The organism is Buttiauxella sp. AC038, assembly GCF_979253565.1.
Genome location: NZ_CEEDCQ010000001.1, coordinates 4403113 through 4421137, shown reverse-complemented (window position 1 = coordinate 4421137; position 18025 = coordinate 4403113). Strand labels below are relative to the sequence as shown.

General features: G+C 52.0%; 19 protein-coding genes. 14 read left to right on the top strand and 5 right to left on the bottom strand.

Annotation, left to right across the window (positions count from 1 at the left end; all coding sequences use genetic code 11):
* Positions 1 to 53 precede the first annotated feature (53 nt).
* Positions 54 to 1619, top strand: coding sequence for a methyl-accepting chemotaxis protein (locus AC0IXI_RS21020; RefSeq protein ID WP_471683055.1), 1566 nt, complete (start codon positions 54 to 56; stop codon positions 1617 to 1619).
* A 232-nt stretch (positions 1620 to 1851) separates the two neighbouring features.
* Here AC0IXI_RS21020 and fbp read toward each other — a convergent pair whose 3' ends face one another.
* A complete protein-coding gene (fbp, locus tag AC0IXI_RS21015) occupies positions 1852 to 2850 on the bottom strand; it encodes a class 1 fructose-bisphosphatase (protein WP_064515797.1) in 999 nt (332 codons plus the stop codon).
* Between the two features lie 174 nt (positions 2851 to 3024).
* On the opposite strand from fbp, the gene mpl reads away from it, so the two are divergent.
* Entirely contained in the window at positions 3025 to 4395 is a 1371-nt protein-coding gene (gene mpl, locus AC0IXI_RS21010; protein WP_064515800.1) for a UDP-N-acetylmuramate:L-alanyl-gamma-D-glutamyl-meso-diaminopimelate ligase, read from the top strand.
* A gap of 73 nt (positions 4396 to 4468) precedes the next feature.
* On the opposite strand, the gene yjgA is transcribed toward mpl, so the two are convergent.
* On the bottom strand, positions 4469 to 5020 hold the full coding sequence (yjgA, locus tag AC0IXI_RS21005) for a ribosome biogenesis factor YjgA (RefSeq protein ID WP_064515802.1): 552 nt from the start codon (positions 5018 to 5020) through the stop codon (positions 4469 to 4471).
* A gap of 99 nt (positions 5021 to 5119) precedes the next feature.
* Between yjgA and pmbA the strand changes: the two genes are divergently transcribed.
* The 3 genes from pmbA to AC0IXI_RS20990 all read left to right on the top strand — a co-directional run bounded on the left by pmbA (position 5120) and on the right by AC0IXI_RS20990 (position 7565).
* Complete coding sequence (gene pmbA / locus AC0IXI_RS21000; RefSeq protein ID WP_471683054.1) at positions 5120 to 6472, top strand: metalloprotease PmbA; 1353 nt, start codon at positions 5120 to 5122, stop codon at positions 6470 to 6472.
* 53 nt (positions 6473 to 6525) lie between these two features.
* Positions 6526 to 6912: a cytochrome b562 gene (gene cybC / locus AC0IXI_RS20995; RefSeq protein WP_034461367.1), complete on the top strand. Its 387-nt coding sequence runs from the start codon at positions 6526 to 6528 to the stop codon at positions 6910 to 6912.
* Positions 6913 to 6980: 68 nt separating this feature from the next.
* Positions 6981 to 7565: a hypothetical protein gene (locus AC0IXI_RS20990; protein ID WP_064515812.1), complete on the top strand. Its 585-nt coding sequence runs from the start codon at positions 6981 to 6983 to the stop codon at positions 7563 to 7565.
* A 64-nt stretch (positions 7566 to 7629) separates the two neighbouring features.
* Here the strand turns inward: AC0IXI_RS20990 and AC0IXI_RS20985 are convergent, their stop codons facing one another.
* Complete coding sequence (locus AC0IXI_RS20985) at positions 7630 to 7935, bottom strand: type II toxin-antitoxin system RelE/ParE family toxin (RefSeq protein WP_064516005.1); 306 nt, start codon at positions 7933 to 7935, stop codon at positions 7630 to 7632.
* A complete protein-coding gene (locus tag AC0IXI_RS20980) occupies positions 7877 to 8194 on the bottom strand; it encodes a type II toxin-antitoxin system RelB/DinJ family antitoxin (protein WP_064515814.1) in 318 nt (105 codons plus the stop codon). Before AC0IXI_RS20980 ends, AC0IXI_RS20985 begins: the two co-directional genes overlap by 59 nt.
* Positions 8195 to 8550: 356 nt before the next feature.
* On the opposite strand from AC0IXI_RS20980, the gene mdcA reads away from it, so the two are divergent.
* From mdcA to mdcH, 8 genes are all read left to right on the top strand, one after another.
* Entirely contained in the window at positions 8551 to 10206 is a 1656-nt protein-coding gene (gene mdcA / locus AC0IXI_RS20975) for a malonate decarboxylase subunit alpha (RefSeq protein ID WP_134186298.1), read from the top strand.
* On the top strand, positions 10206 to 11090 hold the full coding sequence (locus tag AC0IXI_RS20970) for a triphosphoribosyl-dephospho-CoA synthase (RefSeq protein ID WP_064515821.1): 885 nt from the start codon (positions 10206 to 10208) through the stop codon (positions 11088 to 11090). The genes mdcA and AC0IXI_RS20970 overlap by 1 nt, the downstream gene beginning before the upstream one ends.
* A gap of 9 nt (positions 11091 to 11099) precedes the next feature.
* Complete coding sequence (gene mdcC / locus AC0IXI_RS20965) at positions 11100 to 11399, top strand: malonate decarboxylase acyl carrier protein (RefSeq protein ID WP_064515824.1); 300 nt, start codon at positions 11100 to 11102, stop codon at positions 11397 to 11399.
* A complete protein-coding gene (locus tag AC0IXI_RS20960; protein WP_064515827.1) occupies positions 11392 to 12225 on the top strand; it encodes a biotin-independent malonate decarboxylase subunit beta in 834 nt (277 codons plus the stop codon). The genes mdcC and AC0IXI_RS20960 overlap by 8 nt, the downstream gene beginning before the upstream one ends.
* Entirely contained in the window at positions 12222 to 13022 is an 801-nt protein-coding gene (mdcE, locus tag AC0IXI_RS20955; protein WP_134186301.1) for a biotin-independent malonate decarboxylase subunit gamma, read from the top strand. The genes AC0IXI_RS20960 and mdcE overlap by 4 nt, the downstream gene beginning before the upstream one ends.
* Before the next feature lie 259 nt (positions 13023 to 13281).
* Entirely contained in the window at positions 13282 to 14241 is a 960-nt protein-coding gene (locus tag AC0IXI_RS20950; protein WP_064515834.1) for an AEC family transporter, read from the top strand.
* A 3-nt stretch (positions 14242 to 14244) separates the two neighbouring features.
* Entirely contained in the window at positions 14245 to 14859 is a 615-nt protein-coding gene (locus AC0IXI_RS20945) for a malonate decarboxylase holo-ACP synthase (protein WP_064515837.1), read from the top strand.
* Positions 14860 to 14861: 2 nt separating this feature from the next.
* Positions 14862 to 15770, top strand: coding sequence for a malonate decarboxylase subunit epsilon (mdcH, locus tag AC0IXI_RS20940; RefSeq protein ID WP_471683053.1), 909 nt, complete (start codon positions 14862 to 14864; stop codon positions 15768 to 15770).
* Here the strand turns inward: mdcH and AC0IXI_RS20935 are convergent.
* Positions 15754 to 16692, bottom strand: coding sequence for a LysR family transcriptional regulator (locus tag AC0IXI_RS20935; protein ID WP_064561978.1), 939 nt, complete (start codon positions 16690 to 16692; stop codon positions 15754 to 15756). The genes mdcH and AC0IXI_RS20935 overlap by 17 nt on opposite strands.
* 306 nt (positions 16693 to 16998) lie before the next feature.
* Here AC0IXI_RS20935 and AC0IXI_RS20930 point away from each other — a divergent pair, with 306 nt between their 5' ends.
* Positions 16999 to 18012, top strand: coding sequence for a TRAP transporter substrate-binding protein (locus AC0IXI_RS20930; RefSeq protein ID WP_471683052.1), 1014 nt, complete (start codon positions 16999 to 17001; stop codon positions 18010 to 18012).
* Positions 18013 to 18025 lie beyond the last annotated feature (13 nt).

Genomic DNA, 18025 nt, shown 5'->3' with positions numbered 1-18025 from the left:
GATGGTCGATAACACTTCAATCGTTTCTATCGTTCTGTCACCGGGAAAAGAGCATGTTGAGAAATTTGTCTATTCGCACGGGGCTGCTGACATTGCTGGCAGTCATGACCTTCCTGTTGTTATTTGTCAGCGGCATGGGCATTTTTGCTCTGCAACAAAGCTCAACCTCACTCCAGAATATTAATCGCCTACAGGGCGAGCAGATGGTGCGCTTGTCTGATGGCTATGTTTCGCTGCTACGCGCGCGTAACGGTGCAGGGCAGGCGGTTCGCCAGATGGAAATTGGCCTGCTGGAAGATGCCACCAAATCTACCGATTACGCTGCCAGTGATGTGGCGGCGGCTCAACAGCAGCTAAAAGAGTTTATCGACAGCGGCGTGAGCGATGAAGAAGGCAATCGACTGATTCAAAACTTAGCGCAAAGCTATGCGGAATACCTCGCAAAAGGCATCAATCCGATGCTCGCAGCGCTCACCAAACAAAGCCCCGATGATTACTACGATCTGCTGGAAAAGACGCTGATTCCGCTGTCGCAAAAGTTTGATACCGATGTGGAGATTTTCAAGCAGTGGGGCGAGGCGCGCGGCAACAGCGAAGTTGAAGCGGTGCAATTGCATAAGAAAATCGTCCTTACGCTAATTATTATCGCCGCATTGCTCACCGCCGGAATTATCGTGCTGGTGTGGCTGGCACTCCGCCATTTACTGCTCAAGCCGTTGAATCAGTCGATTGAGCAGCTGGAGTTTGTCGCCAGGGGCGATTTAACTCAGACGTTGCCACCTGCTGGTAACAACGAATTTGGCCGCCTGGCGACGGCAATTACCATCATGCGAGATTCCTTGATGGAATCGGTAAGCCGCGTGCGCGATGCCAGCTCGCAAATTGATACTGGCAGCCGCGAACTGGCCGCAGGCAACCAGAACCTTGCCCAACGCACTGAATCAACCGCCACTTCTCTTGAGCAAACGGCTGCCAGCATGGAGCAGATCACCGCGACCGTGAAACAGAACGCCGACAACGCCGAGCAAGCACATAAATTAGCAAAAGACGTTTCTGATACCGCCGATCGTGGCAGCGAAATGGTGTGCTATGTGATTGAAAAAATGCGTGATATCTCCAGTAGTTCCGACCGTATTGCCGACATCCTCAGTGTTATCGACGGCATCGCCTTCCAGACCAATATTCTGGCGCTGAACGCCTCGGTAGAAGCAGCTCGTGCAGGTGAACAAGGGCGCGGGTTTGCGGTGGTAGCGGGCGAAGTTCGTATCCTGGCAAGCCGCAGCGCTGACGCCGCAAAAGAGATCCGTACGCTGATTTCGGACTCGCAAAATCATGTTGGCGAAGGTCGTGAACTGGCGCAGCAAGCCGGGGAAACGATGGATGAAATCGCCGAAGAAGTGATGCGCATGACCCGTCTGGTGAGTGAAATCGCTAATGCATCAAACGAGCAAAGCTATGGTATCGAGCAGGTGAATATCGCGGTGAGCCAGATGGATGAGGCAGCGCAGCAGAATGCTGCATTGGTTCAGGAATCAACAGCGGCTACGCGTTCGCTTGAGGAGCAATCGCAGCACTTGGTGGCTGCGATGGCAACGTTCAGGTGTACCCGTCATACTTGAAGCCGCATCCGCGTTGGCTGCGTTCACGCACCCGACAAATCTGCTGAAAGCAGATTTGAACGCTGCTAGCAGCGGCCCGAAGGGGTAGGCCCATGAATGGGCCTAATAATCACTTACTCTAGTAAGCTCATCGGGATTTGCTCACTTGCCGCCTTGATGCAGTTTCAATTATTTAGGGTATGGAGCGCTATTTATCCTCTCCCGTGGGAGAGGATCGAGGGAGGGCAAGAACTTATGCGTCCGGGTACTCACGGATAAAGCGTTCTACATCATCGACCATATGTTCGTTACCTACGAAGAACGGACGTCGCTGGTGCAGGGTTTCCGGGATGATATCCAGAATACGCTCTTTGCCATCACTCGCTTTACCGCCAGCTTGTTCCGCAAGGAATGCCATCGGGTTGCCTTCATACAGCAAACGCAGCTTCCCTTGCGGGTGGCTTGCGGTGCTTGGGTAAAGATAAATCCCACCTTTCAGCAGGTTGCGGTGGAAGTCGGCAACCAGAGAACCGATATAACGCGAGGTATACGGGCGCTGGGTGTTTGAATCTTCTTCCTGGCAGAACTTAATGTACTTTTTCACACCCTGCGGGAAACGGATGTAGTTCCCTTCGTTGATAGAATAGGTGCTGCCAATTTCCGGGAAGCGCATACGCTCCTGGCACAGGCAGAACACGCCAAGAGAAGGATCGTAGGTGAAGGCATGAACGCCACAGCCGGTGGTATAAACCAGCATGGTTGAAGAGCCATAAACCACATAACCTGCCGCGACCTGACGGTTGCCTGGCTGAAGGAAATCGGCTTCGGTGACAGGAGTGCCTACCGGCGTGATACGGCGATAGATAGAGAAAATGGTACCAACTGATACGTTCACGTCGATGTTTGATGAACCATCAAGCGGGTCCATCAGCACCACATATTTGGCATGTTCCGCGCCTTCGAAAACAACGATGTCATCTTCTTCTTCGGAAGCAACACCGGCCACAATCCCTCGGGCTTTCAGTGCTGCTTTCAGTTTTTCGTTTGCGAACAGGTCAAGTTTTTGCTGCACTTCGCCCTGAATGTTTTCAGCTCCGCTGGCACCCAAAATATCAACCAGACCTGCTTTGTTGATATCACGGTGGATGATTTTTGCGCCGAGCTTTATTGCCGACAATAAGGCAGTCAGTTCACCGGTTGCGTGCGAGAACTCATGCTGCTTTTCGACAATAAATTCACCTAACGTTTTCATAACACTTTCCCTGCTTCTGTTAATTAAATGAAACGACTGCAACAATCCTAACAAACTTTCAAATAGTAGCGTACAGGTGAATCGCGCCAGCAAAATGCGGAATTAACTTAAATGCGATTTGCCAGCATCCAACATACGGTTAGAATGTGCGCCAAATAATAAAAGGATAGTTTTATGCGTATTCATATTTTGGGTATTTGCGGCACGTTCATGGGCGGCCTTGCTATGCTGGCTCGTTCACTCGGCCATCAGGTTACGGGCTCGGATGCCAATGTGTACCCTCCAATGAGCACTCTGCTTGAAGAGCAGGGTATTGAATTAATTCAAGGTTACGACCCAAGCCAACTCGATCCACAGCCGGATTTGGTGATCATCGGCAACGCAATGACGCGTGGAAACCCGTGCGTTGAAGCGGTGCTTGAGAAAAGTATTCCTTACATGTCTGGCCCACAGTGGCTGCACGATTTTGTGCTGCGCGACCGTTGGGTGCTGGCTGTGGCGGGTACACACGGTAAAACCACCACTGCAGGTATGGCAACGTGGATTCTGGAAGCCTGTGGCTACAAGCCTGGCTTTGTGATCGGTGGCGTACCGGGTAATTTCGATGTTTCTGCACGCCTGGGCGACAGCCCATTCTTCGTGATTGAAGCTGACGAATACGACTGCGCGTTCTTCGATAAGCGTTCCAAATTCGTGCATTACTGCCCGCGTACATTGATCCTCAATAACCTTGAGTTTGATCACGCGGACATCTTTGACGATCTGAAAGCGATTCAGAAACAGTTCCACCATCTGGTGCGTATTGTTCCGGGGCAGGGGAAAATCATCTGGCCTGAGAACGACACCAACATTAAGCAGACGCTGGCAATGGGCTGCTGGAGCGAGCAAGAGCTGGTGGGCGAGCAAGGCCACTGGCAGGCGAAGAAGCTTAATCCTGATGCATCTAATTGGGAAGTTTACCTGGATGGCGAGCGTGTCGGTGAAGTCCACTGGCAGCTAGTTGGCGAACACAACATGCATAACGGGCTGATGGCGATTGCCGCAGCACGCCATGTGGGTGTTACACCAGCAGATGCCGCGAAAGCCCTGGATAGCTTCATCAATGCACGTCGTCGCCTTGAATTACGTGGCGAAGCGCACGGCGTGACGGTATATGACGATTTTGCTCACCATCCAACGGCGATTCTGGCAACGCTTTCGGCATTGCGTAGCAAAGTTGGCGGCACCGCACGTATTCTCGCAGTGCTTGAGCCACGCTCTAACACCATGAAAATGGGCCTGAGCAAAGATGATCTGGCACCTTCTTTAGGTCGTGCAGACGAAGTCTTCTTGCTCCAGCCTCCGCATATTCCATGGCAAGTGGTTGAAGTGGCTGAAGCCTGTATTCAGCCTGCTTACTGGAGTGCAGATGTCGACACTTTGGCGGATATGGTGGTGAAAACGGCTCAACCTGGCGACCATATTCTGGTGATGAGCAACGGTGGTTTCGGTGGTATTCACCAGAAGCTGCTGGATGCGCTGGCTAAAAAATCAGAAAACCAGTAATCGTACAGACATAAAAAAACCCGCAAATGCGGGTTTTTTTATGGGTGGCTAATTTCATTAAGCCACTTTCGTTTTAGGCCTGGGTTTCAGCCAGTTCGCGCAGATATGAGAAAATCTGGCGATAAGATTTTGGCGGCTTATTTGCTGCCTTTTCTTTTTGTGCGTTACGAATCAGTACACGTAATTGCTGGCGGTCAGCTTCTGGGTAAAGTCTTAACACTTCACTCATTGCATCATCGCCTTCCTCAACCAAACGATCGCGCAGTGCTTCCAGTTTATGGAACAGTGCGACTTGTTGGTTGTGACGGTTTTTCAGTTTATCGAGCGCTACGCGGATAGGATCCATGTCGCGCGAACGCATCATTTTGCCAATTAACTGAACCTGACGGCGACGGCCTTCTTTTTTGATTTTCTGAGCCAAATCAATAGCGGCACGCAAATCTTCATCAAGAGGGATTTTGTCGAGCGCATTTTTGCCCAACTCCATCAGTTCCATACCCAGGCGTTTTAACTCCTCGGCATCACGCTTAATTTCGCTTTTACTGACCCAGATAATCTCATCATCTTCGTCTTCATTTTCGTTATCTGGTACGTCGTCGAGCCAGTCATCGGGCTGCTTAGTCATATTAGGCTCCTTAAAAAAAGTGGCTAATTCTACCAGTAAAGCCTGTTCACTGCGAAATTGTTCTGTTCTGGGTTAGACTTAATTCACTCACCTTACATTATGGCAGTAGCGATGAAAGTAAACACGCAAGTAGCACAACAACGTCAGGTTCTGGAACAAGCGGTATCTCAGGCGCTGGAACTGGCTTCCGCTCAGTCCGATGGCGCAGAAGTTGCCGTCAGTAAAACCACTGGTATCAGCGTAAGTACCCGATACGGTGAGGTGGAAAACGTCGAATTTAACAGCGATGGTGCGTTAGGCATCACCGTTTATCATCAAAACCGTAAAGGCAGTGCATCCACAACAGACCTTAGCCCGGATGCCGTAGCGCGTACCGTGCAGGCGGCGCTGGATATCGCCCGTTACACCTCACCAGACCCGTTTGCGGGTGTGGCAGATAAAGAATTACTGGCTTATGACGCGCCGGACCTGGACCTTTTCCACCCAACGGAAATGGACGCTGACCGCGCGATTGAACTGGCAGCACGCGCTGAAAATGCATCATTGAACGTCGATAAGCGCATCAACAATACCGAAGGCGGCAGTTTTAACAGCCACTACGGCATTAAAGTTTTCGGTAACAGCAACGGTATGCTGCAAAGCTACTGTTCAACGCGCCATTCACTTTCCAGCTGCGTTATCGCCGAAGTTAACAGTGAAATGGAGCGTGATTACGCCTATACCATTGGCCGCGCGATGGAAGATCTCGACAGCCCTGAATCCGTGGGTATCGAATGTGCTCGCCGCACGCTTGCGCGCCTGTCGCCACGCAAACTGTCTACCATGAAAGCGCCGGTTATTTTTGCCGCTGAAGCGGCGACCGGTCTGTTCGGTCACCTGGTTGGCGCGATTGCGGGTGGTTCGGTTTACCGTAAATCCACGTTCCTGCTCGATTCTCTTGGCAAACAAATTCTGCCGGAATGGCTGACCATTGAAGAGCACCCGCATCTGCTCAAAGGCCTGGCTTCAACGCCGTTCGATAGCGAAGGTGTACGTACAGAACGCCGCGACATTATCAAAGACGGTGTCCTGCAGCAGTGGCTGTTGACCAACTATTCCGCGCGCAAACTGGGCCTGAAAAGCACCGGCCATGCGGGTGGTATCCACAACTGGCGTATCGAAGGGCGAGGCCTGGATTTCGCGGGTATGCTTAAAGAGATGGGCACCGGCCTGGTGGTGACCGAGTTGATGGGTCAGGGCGTAAGCGGCATCACTGGCGATTACTCTCGCGGCGCGTCCGGTTTCTGGGTTGAGAACGGCGAAATTCAATATCCGGTGAGCGAAATCACTATCGCTGGAAACTTGAAAGATATGTGGCGTGAAATGGTCACAATTGGTAGTGATATTGAGAAGCGCAGTAATATTCAATGTGGTTCAGTGTTACTCCCAGAAATGAAAATTGCTGGGCAGTAGTTAACCGTAACAGGCGCGTCCTGCCGCGCCTTTCTAATAAAAAAGGTGAGTTAATGCGTAAGCAACTGATTGCAATGTTGGCAGTATCGTCCGTGTTATTTACTGGCGCTGTAATGGCGAAAGATGTTGGCGATGATATGGATACCATCGCTGAAAATTACAAAACCGTGTTGAAGACCGATAACGCGGCAGAGTTAAAAACCTCGCTCAATAATATGCGTACCGCAGCGCTGGATGCGCAAAAGGGCACACCACCAAAGCTCGAGAACAAAGCGGCAGATAGTGCCGAGATGAAAGATTATCGCCACGGTTTGGATTTACTGGTTGGACAGATTGACGGTGCGCTGAAGCTTGCCAACGAAGGCAAAGTGAAAGAAGCGCAGGCAGCAGCAGAAGAATTTAAAACCACTCGCAATGCCTACCATAAAAAATACCGCTAAGCTCATACTGGCCCCTAACCCCTAAGGGGCCGGAACATATCTGTTTATCTTATAAGGACATCTGATTTATGAAACCGATTCAAACCTTCATCAAAGGTGCTGCTACTGTTTCCCTACTGGCATTCAGCATTATGTCCGCCAATGCCACCGTCCTGCCTGTAGCAGGTGATTTCCAGGCCGATCATTTTTCCGCGAAAGTGGTTTCAGTTGATCAAAAAAATCATGTTGTGGTGCTGGAAGGGGAAGCAGGAAATAAAGTCTCTCTCAACGTTCCAGAAGAAGCCGGTACGCTGGCGAATATCAAAGCGGGCGATACCGTTGATACTACCGTTACGCGTTCCGTAGCCATTGCTTTTGATACCAACGTTGATAAAGCCGCACCTACGGCTTCAACCACCAAAGGGATGGAAAAAGCGACCAGTGGTTCACCTGAGCACGAAGCCTTCCGCCAGGTCAACGTTCAGCTCAAAATTAAACACATCGATCTGAAAAAGAATGAAATCACCTTCGTAGGGCCAAAAGGTCAGGAAAAAACGGTAACCGTTGAAGACCCTAAAGTTCAGGCGAAATTGAAAGACTTGAAAGTGAACCAAAGCGTGCGTGTGACTTACACCGACTCAATCAAAATCACTGCCCACCCGGTTAAATCATAATAGCTGATGCATAAACCCTCTTTCCGTTTGTGGGGAGAGGGATTCAATACTGCCAAATAACCGTTCATTCAAACAGCTCGGCATGTGTACCTAAATCTGAAAAGACAATGGTCCGGCTGGCTTCGTCAACGTAATACACCAGCAAATAATCGCCACCGATATGAAGTTCCCGATACTTGTCATATTCACCACTCAGACTGTGGTCGAGGTAATAAGCTGGCAAAGGATTACGGGAGGCAACTAGCCACATAGCTGCAGAAACAGCGTTCATGTCATAGCGACCAGATTTGTTGTAACGTTCCCATGCCTTGCTAAAGGATTTTGTGTGTTTTGTCTGATACGGCTGCTTCGCTCGTTTGTTGTTGACCATCATTGAGTGCATCCATCTGCTCATTTACATCTGAAAATCCGTTTTTGCCGTTATGAAGAATTTCTTGCGTTTCACGCATGGCCTGAAGCAAGCGAGGGCTGGGATTGCGATTAATATCAAATGGTAAGCCTTCGTTTATTACCACTTGTTCAACGAAGAGGCGCAAGGCTGTGCTCATTGTTAGCCCACAGTTTTCAAGAATTTCTGTGGCCTTTTGTTTGGTCTGGCTATCAATGCGAGTGCGAATTACAGAATCCATTATTTCCTCCTTTGCTTTGTGGTTTCATTGTAGATACAAAATGAATATATTCAATTGCCACAAAACAGGTATCTCTGGCTGCTAATTCAAGCAGGCAGTCATATTCTATAAATTCCCAGCTTGCCACCAACCGCCTGATCACCAGCATGCGGCACTTCTCGCAGGAAAAGTTTTTATATTGGCAGTAGTGCAGAATTCCTGGTCTCGCCTTCCACCCCGATCACAAAACCAAAAGTTCATTATTACTCTAAGGCTAATGATTGTTCCCCGAGCTTAATTGATGGTCTAACCAGTGAGGCGCACAATTTAACCAAGCTAAAGCAAATCAGAATGATTGGCTGAATCAGGAGGTTAAAATGACGGCTTTCCAAAAGCCAGCACGCCAGTGGAACACACGCCGCACTGAGAAACTGCGTCGTATGGCTTCCACCAACGTGCAGGGCAAGGTGCTTCCAACCGAAGATCTTGTCGATATGCTGGAAAAACTGATCGCTCCCGGCGATCGCGTGGTGCTTGAAGGCAATAACCAAAAACAGGCGGATTTCCTTTCCCGCATGTTGGCTGAAGTTAGCCCATCCAAAGTTCACGACCTGCATATGATTATGCCGAGCGTCGGGCGTAGCGAACACCTTGATATTTTTGAAAAAGGTATCGCCCGCAAGCTCGATTTCTCCTTCTCTGGCACCCAGAGCCTGCGTATTTCGCAACTGCTCGAAGACGGTCAGTTAGAGATTGGTGCCATTCATACCTACATCGAACTCTATTCCCGTTTGTATGTGGATCTCGCGCCAAACGTGGCACTGATTGCCGGTTTTAAAGCTGACCGCAAAGGTAACTTGTATACCGGCGCCAGCACCGAAGACACGCCAGCACTGGTTGAAGCGGCGGCATTCCACGACGGTATTGTTATCGCTCAGGTTAACGAACTGGTTGATGACGAATGTGATTTACCGCGTGTCGATATTCCAGGCTCGTGGATTGATTACGTGGTGGTGGCTGACAAGCCGTTCTTTATCGAACCGCTGTTTACCCGCGACCCGCGTCTTATCAAGCAAGAACACATCCTGATGGCGATGATGGCGATTAAAGGCATCTACGCTGAACACCAGGTGCAATCGCTCAACCACGGTATCGGCTTTAACACCGCCGCCATCGAACTGCTGCTGCCAACCTACGGCGAACAGCTCGGTCTGAAAGGCAAAATCTGTAAACACTGGACGCTGAACCCGCACCCAACGCTTATCCCTGCTATCGAAAGTGGCTGGGTTGAAACCGTGCACTGCTTCGGTGGCGAGCTGGGTATGGAAGAGTACGTGCGCGCTCGCCCGGATGTGTTCTTTACCGGTGCTGATGGCTCGATGCGCTCCAACCGTGCATTCTGCCAGTTAGCAGGCCAATACGCAGTGGACATGTTCATCGGCTCCACATTGCAGGTTGATGGCTATGCCAACTCCTCAACCGTGACGCGCGGTCGTCTTTCCGGTTTCGGCGGTGCGCCAAACATGGGCCATGACCCACATGGTCGTCGCCATGCAACGGCTGCCTGGCTTGCAATGCAGGCTCAACCAGATCTGATGCAGCGCGGCCGTAAGCTCGTTGTTCAGATGGTCGAAACCTTCCAGGCTGGTGTTAAACCAACGTTCGTGGAAAAACTCGACGCGGTTGAAGTGGCTAAATCCTCCGGTATGCCGCTGGCTCCGGTGATGATTTACGGCGACGACGTGACTCACGTGCTGACCGAAGAAGGCATCGCGTATCTGTATCGTGCTGAAAGCATGGAAGAGCGCCGCGCTATGGTGGCATCCGTTGCAGGTATCACTGATATCGGTCTGGGCGTGGATGCTAAACGCGTTGCTGCATTGCGCCAAAGCGGCAAAGTGGTCTTCCCGGAAGACATGGGCATTCGTCGCACCGACGCAACCCGTTCTCTGTTGGCTGCCGGCAGCGTGGCGGACTTAGTGGAATGGTCTGACGGTCTGTATAACCCACCTGCGAAATTCCGGAGCTGGTAATGAAACTACAGCCACAGATTGGGAGTGAAGGCAGCGCTGCATGGCTTGCAAGGGTTGCCACCCAAAGCTTGATCACAGAAGCACGCTTAAGCCCGAAACCTGGTCTTGTGGACAGTCGGGGAAGTGGTGCACATCACGACCTGACGCTGGAATTGATGGAGCGCTCTGCGCACAGCCTTTCCCCGACGTTTCATGCGCTGGCATTGCAAAGCTGGCAGCGCCCGGCAGACATCGCTCTGCGCCAACTCGTCGGCCGTTTAGGTCGTGAAGGTGAGGCGCAGATGATGGCAGCTACAGGCGGAGTGAATACTCACCGGGGCGCCATCTGGGCACTCGGTTTGTTGGTCAGCGCTGCTGCGATGCACGGTCTTGAAGGCCGCAGTGAAGAGATTGCGGCAACTGCCGCAAAACTCGCCAGTCTGCCAGACAGTTCAGCACCAAAAGTTTTCAGTAAGGGGTTGCTCGCGACACGGCGTTATAGCGTTCCCGGTGCTCGCGAAGAAGCGCAACTTGGCTTCCCACACATCATGCAACTGGCGTTGCCGCAACTGCGCCGCAGCCGTTTGCAGGGTGCCACGGAACAGCAGGCTCGCCTTGATGCGCTGATGGCCATCATGACGACTCTTAGCGATACCTGCGTGCTTTCACGTGCCGGGCTTGAAGGGCTGGAAACCATGCAAAGCGGGGCGCGTAGCGTGCTGGTAGCAGGTGGCACAGCTCAGGTTGAAGGCCGTGCAGCACTTGCCTGGCTTGATGAGCAGATGCTGGCACTCAATGCCTCACCAGGTGGAGCCGCAGATTTGCTGGCCGCCACGCTGCTGATTGACCGTATCGCCTGCGACGACGCGACGCTTACCCCATTACCGCAACATTCACACTTTTAAGAGGGTGTTATGGAACACATTACATTGTCATTTCCGGCAACTCGTACCGTTAGCGGCAAAGCGCTGGCGGGTGTAGTTGGCTCCGGTGATATGGAAGTCCTGTTTACTGCGGCTCAAAGCGAGACGCTGACTATCGACATCACCACGTCTATTGATAACAGCGAGCAACGCTGGCAGGCGCTGTTCGAACGCCTTGGCGCATTGTCCAGCCTGCCTGCCGGTCAGATGCAGATCCACGACTTTGGCGCGACGCCAGGTGTGGCTCGTATCCGCATCGAACAAGTTTTTGAAGAGGTGACTCATGCGTAACGACAGCAGCTTTATCGAACTCAAAGCGCGTGAACGTGCTCGCCTGTTGCTTGATGACGGCAGTTTCCGCGAATTGCTCGATCCGTTCGAAGGCATTGTGTCCCCATGGTTAGAAGCTCAGGGCATCGTTGTGCAGTCAGACGACGGCATGGTTGTTGCCAAAGGCACCATTAATGGCGGCCCGGCGGTAGTGATTGCTATCGAAGGCGCTTTCCAGGGCGGCAGCATGGGCGAAGTGTCCGGTGCGAAAATGGCCGCGGCCCTTGAACTGGCAGCGGAAGATAACCGTAACGGCATTCCGACTCAGGCCGTTTTGTGCCTCGAAACGGGTGGCGTGCGCTTACAGGAAGCAAACCTTGGCCTCGCAGCGATTGCCGATATTCACGCAGCCATTGTAGACCTGCGCCGTTATACGCCAGTTATCGGCGTGGTGGCAGGAACCGTAGGTTGCTTCGGCGGGATGTCTATCGCTGCCGCACTTTGCAGCTACCTGATTGTGACGCGTGAAGCGCGCCTTGGCCTGAACGGCCCACAGGTTATCGAACAAGAAGCGGGTATCGACGAATACGATTCACGTAACCGTCCGTTTATCTGGAGCATGACCGGTGGTGAAGTTCGCTTTGAGAGCGGTCTGGTGGAAGCGCTGGTAGGTGATGGCGTTAACGCGGTTAAACAAGCGGTGAACGAAGCTCTCGCCAAAGGTGTTCCGGCTAAGCATCGTACCGATAACTATGACTGGTATCTCGATCGCCTGAACAATTTCGACACCACTAAACAGGCTGATTCCGAACAGATTAAGCAGCTTTTTGGGGAGAAACGCGCATGAGCCAGAAACTGAATCGCGCCGCCATTTGGTTGGACAAATTGACTTCAAACGCACCGCGTATGGCTGGCCTTTGCCCGTCTGTGCAAGTGGCTGATGGCGCTGTTGATGGCCAGGCTGCACGTTTTATCGCAGTCGTGCCAGATGAAAGCAACCACTACCCGCGCGCGAAAGGCGGTGAAGTCGGTCTGCTTGAAGGCTGGACGCTGGCGAAAGTCGTAAGCGAAACCATCGCCGAAGATGCTGAAAAGTCAGAGAAACGCGCCATTGTGGCGGTTATCGACGTACCGAGCCAGGCTTATGGCCGTCGCGAAGAAGCGTTTGGTATCCACCAGGCATTAGCGGGGGCCGCAGCGGCCTACGCCAATGCACGTCTGGCAGGTCACCCGGTTGTTGGCCTGATTGTTGGCAAAGCGATGTCCGGTGCATTCCTGGCACACGGCTACCAGGCTAACCGCCTGATTGCGTTCAACGATTCCGGCGTGATGATCCACGCAATGGGCAAAGAGTCTGCGGCACGCATCACCTTGCGTACCGTTGAGGCGCTGGAAAAACTGGCGGCGACCATCCCTCCGATGGCGTACGACATCAGTAACTACGAAACCCTCGGGTTGTTATCCGCGTTACTTGATATCGCGAACCCTGAAGCGCCAGAAGCAGGCGATATGGGCAAAGTGAATGAAGCGCTGGCTACCGCAGTCCGCGAAGCTCGCACGGATAACACGCTGAAAAACCGACTGAATGCGAAAAATCGCCACAGTTCGGCACTGGTTCGTGAGCGTATGCGCGCGGCCTGGTAAATCACCAACGTATTACAGACAGACCTGCCAGACGGTTTTACTCGTCATAATTCACGTTGCAGATGCGTTGGCTGCCTCGCTCACCCCCGTCACTTACTCCAGTAAGCTCCGGGGGATTCGCTGCGTTGCCGCCTTCCTGCACCGTGAATTATTTAGAGTAAACAAAAAGCATATTTATGTGCCAAATATAAAATAACCGTCTGAAAAATAATAACTATCGCGAACGTGCTTGAATTCTTTTTTAACTACAGGTGAAGTTATGACTTACGTGATCGTTCATGCTCTTGCTCCTATTTTTGTCATCATGCTGCTCGGCTTTTTCGCCGGCAAAGCAAAGATGGTCGATAACAAAAATGTTTCCCTGCTCAATATCTTTGTCATGGATTTCGCCCTGCCTGCTGCGCTGTTTAGCGCAACGGTTCAGACCCCTTGGGAAGGTATCGTTAAACAGTCACCAATGAGTGTGGTGCTGGTTCTGGCGATGTGGATCACCTACGCTGCCATCTATTTCATGGCGACCAAAGTATTCAAAAAATCGCCACAAGATGCGGCGGTACTGACGCTGACCGTAGCACTGCCAAACTATGCTGCACTTGGCCTGCCAATTCTGGGTAGCGTGCTGGGTGAAGGCCCATCAACGTCGCTGTCTGTTGCGGTTTCTATCGCCTGCGGTTCCGTACTGATGACACCGTTCTGCCTGATGATTCTGGAGCGTGAAAAAGCGCGTGCTGCTGGCGAAGCTGCTGGTTCAACACTGGCGATGCTGCCTGTTCTTATGTGGCGTTCACTGAAAAAACCTATCGTCTGGGGCCCGCTGCTGGGTGTGATTCTGTCAGCAATCGGCATTCGTATGCCTGACTTGCTGCTGTCGTCTATCAAACCATTAGGCATGTCAGCAACGGCTGCGGCACTGTTCCTGACCGGTGTGATCCTTTCTGCCCGTAAGCTGAAAATCAACACCGTGGTTTGCACCGCGACTATCACCAAACTGCTGATTCAGCCATTCATCGCCTGGGGTATCGTGATGGCGTTGGGTCTGAGCGGCCCGATTGCTATCACCGCGATCCTGATGATTGCACTGTCTGCGGGTTTCTTCGGCGTGGTGTTCGGCAACCGTTTCGGTGTGCAGTCCCCGGATGCAGAGGCAGTATTGCTGCTTAGCTCCGTGCTCTCTATCCTGTCTTTACCGCTGTTTATCTCTCTGACTTCAGGAATGTAAAACATGAACACACCACGCCCACACGACTTACTCTGGCTTAGCGAAAGCAACGCGCTTGAAGGCGTGAGTGAAGAGTGGGTTGCAAGCCAGTGGCGGCCAGCTCTGCCAGTGGTGGTGCGGCGTGATGTGAATCATGAAGGGCGCATTCCGGTAGGTGTTCGTGGAATGCGCCGCGACCAGCGTGCAGCCGGTTGGGTGAATGCCGCAAAGATTAAACGCGTCGTTTCCCCAGAATCACTGGCTGCACGCGAACTCTTAGTCAAATCCCCGTTTGTTTCAATGCCGCCTGTTCAGGGGGCTATTCAATTGGCACTGCGAGAGTGGCCTTGGGTTTGGGGCATTACCGGCAGTGTTGGTTATGCGCTGGCAACGGAAGTTCCGGTGCTGCATGCGGATAGCGATCTCGATTTAATCATTCGTTGCCCTGAGCCTGTCGAGCACAAATTGCTGCTCGAATGGCAGCAGGTTATCGGCCAATTATTGTGCCGCGCCGATACGCAAATCGAAACGCCGCAGGGTGCGTTTGCGCTGGCAGAATGGCTGCGTGACGGACGTGTGTTGTTGAAAGCAAGCAGCGGGCCGCAGTTAGTTAGTGACCCATGGATGCAAAAGGGATAAGCATGAAAATTCTCTTCACCTTTCCCGGGCAGGGAACACAACGTGCTGGCATGTTGCAGGCATTACCGCAAGATGGCGACATTTTAGCGCGAGTTCGTACAGTTTTAGGCGATGAAACCGACTGGCTTGATACCCCTGAATCCCTGAAGCATACCCGTGCAGTCCAACTCTGCTTGCTGATTGCAGGCGTTGCGTGGGCACAAGAACTTGAGAATAACGGCGTGCCGCCAGATATGGTCTGCGGGCTATCCATTGGTGCTTTTCCGGCGGCGGTTGTCGCAGGGGCGTTAGGTTTTGAAGATGCGCTGCGTTTAGTGGCATTGCGTGGTGATTTAATGGAGCAGGCGTACCCGCAAGGTTATGGCCTGACTGCAATCACCGGCCTGCAATTGAGCCAGGTCGAGCGGCTGGTGGAAGGTAGCGGAACGTTTATCGCTAATATTAACGCCGAGCAGCAAATCGTGATTGCCGGGCGCGATGACGAAATGGCTGCCGTGGCGCACAAAGCGCTGGCATCGGGTGCGCAAAAAGCCAAACAGTTGGCAGTTAGCGTGCCGTCGCACTGCGAATTGCTGCATGAACCGGCACTCAAACTACAGCAGGCTTTTGCTGATGTAACACTGACTCGCCCGCGTTGTACTTATCTTAGCGGCAGCACCGCGCGCGTGCTATGGCAACCGGAACAGATCGCAGATGATCTGGCGCTAAATATGTCGCGCACCGTGCGCTGGCGGGATGCGATGATCGCCGCTAACGAACGCGATGTTCGTCTGGCAATCGAAATGCCGCCGGGAAGTGTGCTGACAGGTTTGACCCGCCAGGCATTCCGCGAAGGGGATATGTTGTGCCGTGAGCAAAGCAATGTAGCCTTGATTCAACGTCTTGCCGAGCGCGTTAAAGCGGCGCGTTAGGCGTATCTATAAACGAACGGGCGTACATGCGCCCTTCGGCGGCGAGCGCCAGCAAGTTTGGATCGAGTTCGCGGTTTCGGGCAAAGACAATCGCGATGGACTGCTGCATTTGATACGGCTCGGCAAGTTTGAGCAACTGCACCGAATTTTCATACACTTTCTTCATACGTCCCGGCATTAACGCCAGCCCCACACCCGCCTGCACCAGGCTTATCATCGAGAAAATATCGTTCACTCGCGTAACAATTTCTGGCTCAAAACCGGCAATGTGAAACGCTTCCTGGAAACCGTTGTAGGTGGCAAAACCTTCTGCGAGCGAAACAAACTTCTCATCACGATAATCACGTAAATCTGCCAGCTTGCTGGTATCGAGCGGGAAAGAAGAGGTCGCCGCGAGGAAAATATCGTCATGAAAAAGTGGGAGTACTTCAAGGCGGTTACGGTCTATTTCGCTTTCCGAAATAGAAATCAGAATTGCGTCGAGTACGCCGTCTTCGAGCATGTTGAGTAGCAATTGGTTGGAGCCCATGGTCAGGTCCATCTCCAGCTCAGGGCGACGCAGTTTCATCCCCATAATCAGGCGCGGAACGGTTTCGAGCGTCAACGAATAGAGCGTACCGATGCGCAATCGTCCTTGCCCAACCCCCGCTGCCTGGCGCGTTTCTGCAATACCCCGTGCCATCAATGCCACCGCTTCCTGGCTGTGTTCTAGCAGAGTGTAAGCCGACGGCAGTGGCACAAGGTTGCGGCCTTTATGGATAAACAGCGGGCAGCGCACGCCTTCTTCAAGCGTATGCAACGCGCGATGGACGCTTACACCACTAATACCGAGTGTTTCAGCGGTACGGGCGATATTCCCCTTTTCCATAAACGCCATAAAAATCTCGAGTTTACGGAAGGTGATTTCTGCATCTATTTTCATTAAGTTTCCGAATGTTTCACCCAGCGAGATTGCCATAAAGTACCCTAAAACCGTTGCTGCTTCACTGACTCAGATCTTGTCTGTGCTCGCCTTGTTTCTGGCAGCCGCCATTTATCCTTCCGAAAATAGTTCATTAATCGTACGATTTTTGAGCGTAAAATTCTGCAATTTTGAGATCTCATCAGCAAAATGAATCAAAAGTTCTTTTTAAATAAAATAACGTTTCATTCTGCGTGGGTTTGGTGTGTAAATGATTTCCAAACGGAATAATACCGAACCGAAATCATGGATAAGGGAGTCTGAAGGATGCAGCATTTCAAACATGTTTTGCCAAAAATTTCGCTGGTTGCTACCGCCGTTGCGGCGACAATTTTACTGAGCGGATGTGGAGATGACGCAGCGCCAACAGGCCCTGTAGTCCTGAAAACAGCGTTTAACCAGTCTGAAAACAACCCACAATACAAAGCATTAGTCTCTTTCAGCGATAAACTGGAAGCGGCGACTAATGGCCGCTACAAACTTGAAATTCACCCTAACGAACTGTTAGGTGACCAGCGTGCTTCGCTGGAACTAGTTCAGTCTGGCGCGATTCAGATGGCGGTCGTCGCCAACCCACTGGTCGAAAACTTCAATAAAAACTTCTCTGTTCTGGCGATGCCGTACGTTTACGACAACCCGGAACATCAGCGCAAAGTGTTTACCTCTGGCGTGCTCGATAACCTGTTTGCTTCCACCAAAGGCACCGGTTTTGAAGTTATTACCGCGTACACAGCAGGCGCGCGAAGTATTTACACCAAAGGCGCCGCAGTCACCAGCCCGGCCGATATGCAGGGTAAAAAGATCCGTGTAATGCAGTCTGACACCATGATCAAAATGTTGTCTTGCATGGGCGGAACCGGTGTGCCGATGGGGCAAGGTGAAGTCTATTCAGCGATTCAGCAAGGCGTGCTGGATGGTGCTGAAAACAACGAGATCACTTATGCCGACCTGAAGCAGTACGAAGTTGCTCCGTATTTCTCAGCAACGCGTCATGTCATGGTGGCTGATTTGCTAGTCGCTAATGAAAACTTCATCGCCAAGATGGATGAAAGCGACCGCGAGCTGTTCCGCAAACTGGCTAAAGAGAGTACCCAGACTCAGTTTGAGCTGTGGGACAAAGCCCTTGATGGCGCACGCCAAACCGCGAAAGACAACGGCGCAGTCTTTACCGAAGTGGACATCAAACCATTCCAGGATCGTTGCAAACCGCTGCAATCAGCCATGTTGACCACCCCGGAACAAAAAGCGCTGTACGAAAAAATTCGTGAGATGGCCGAGTAATAAGGTTTGAAGT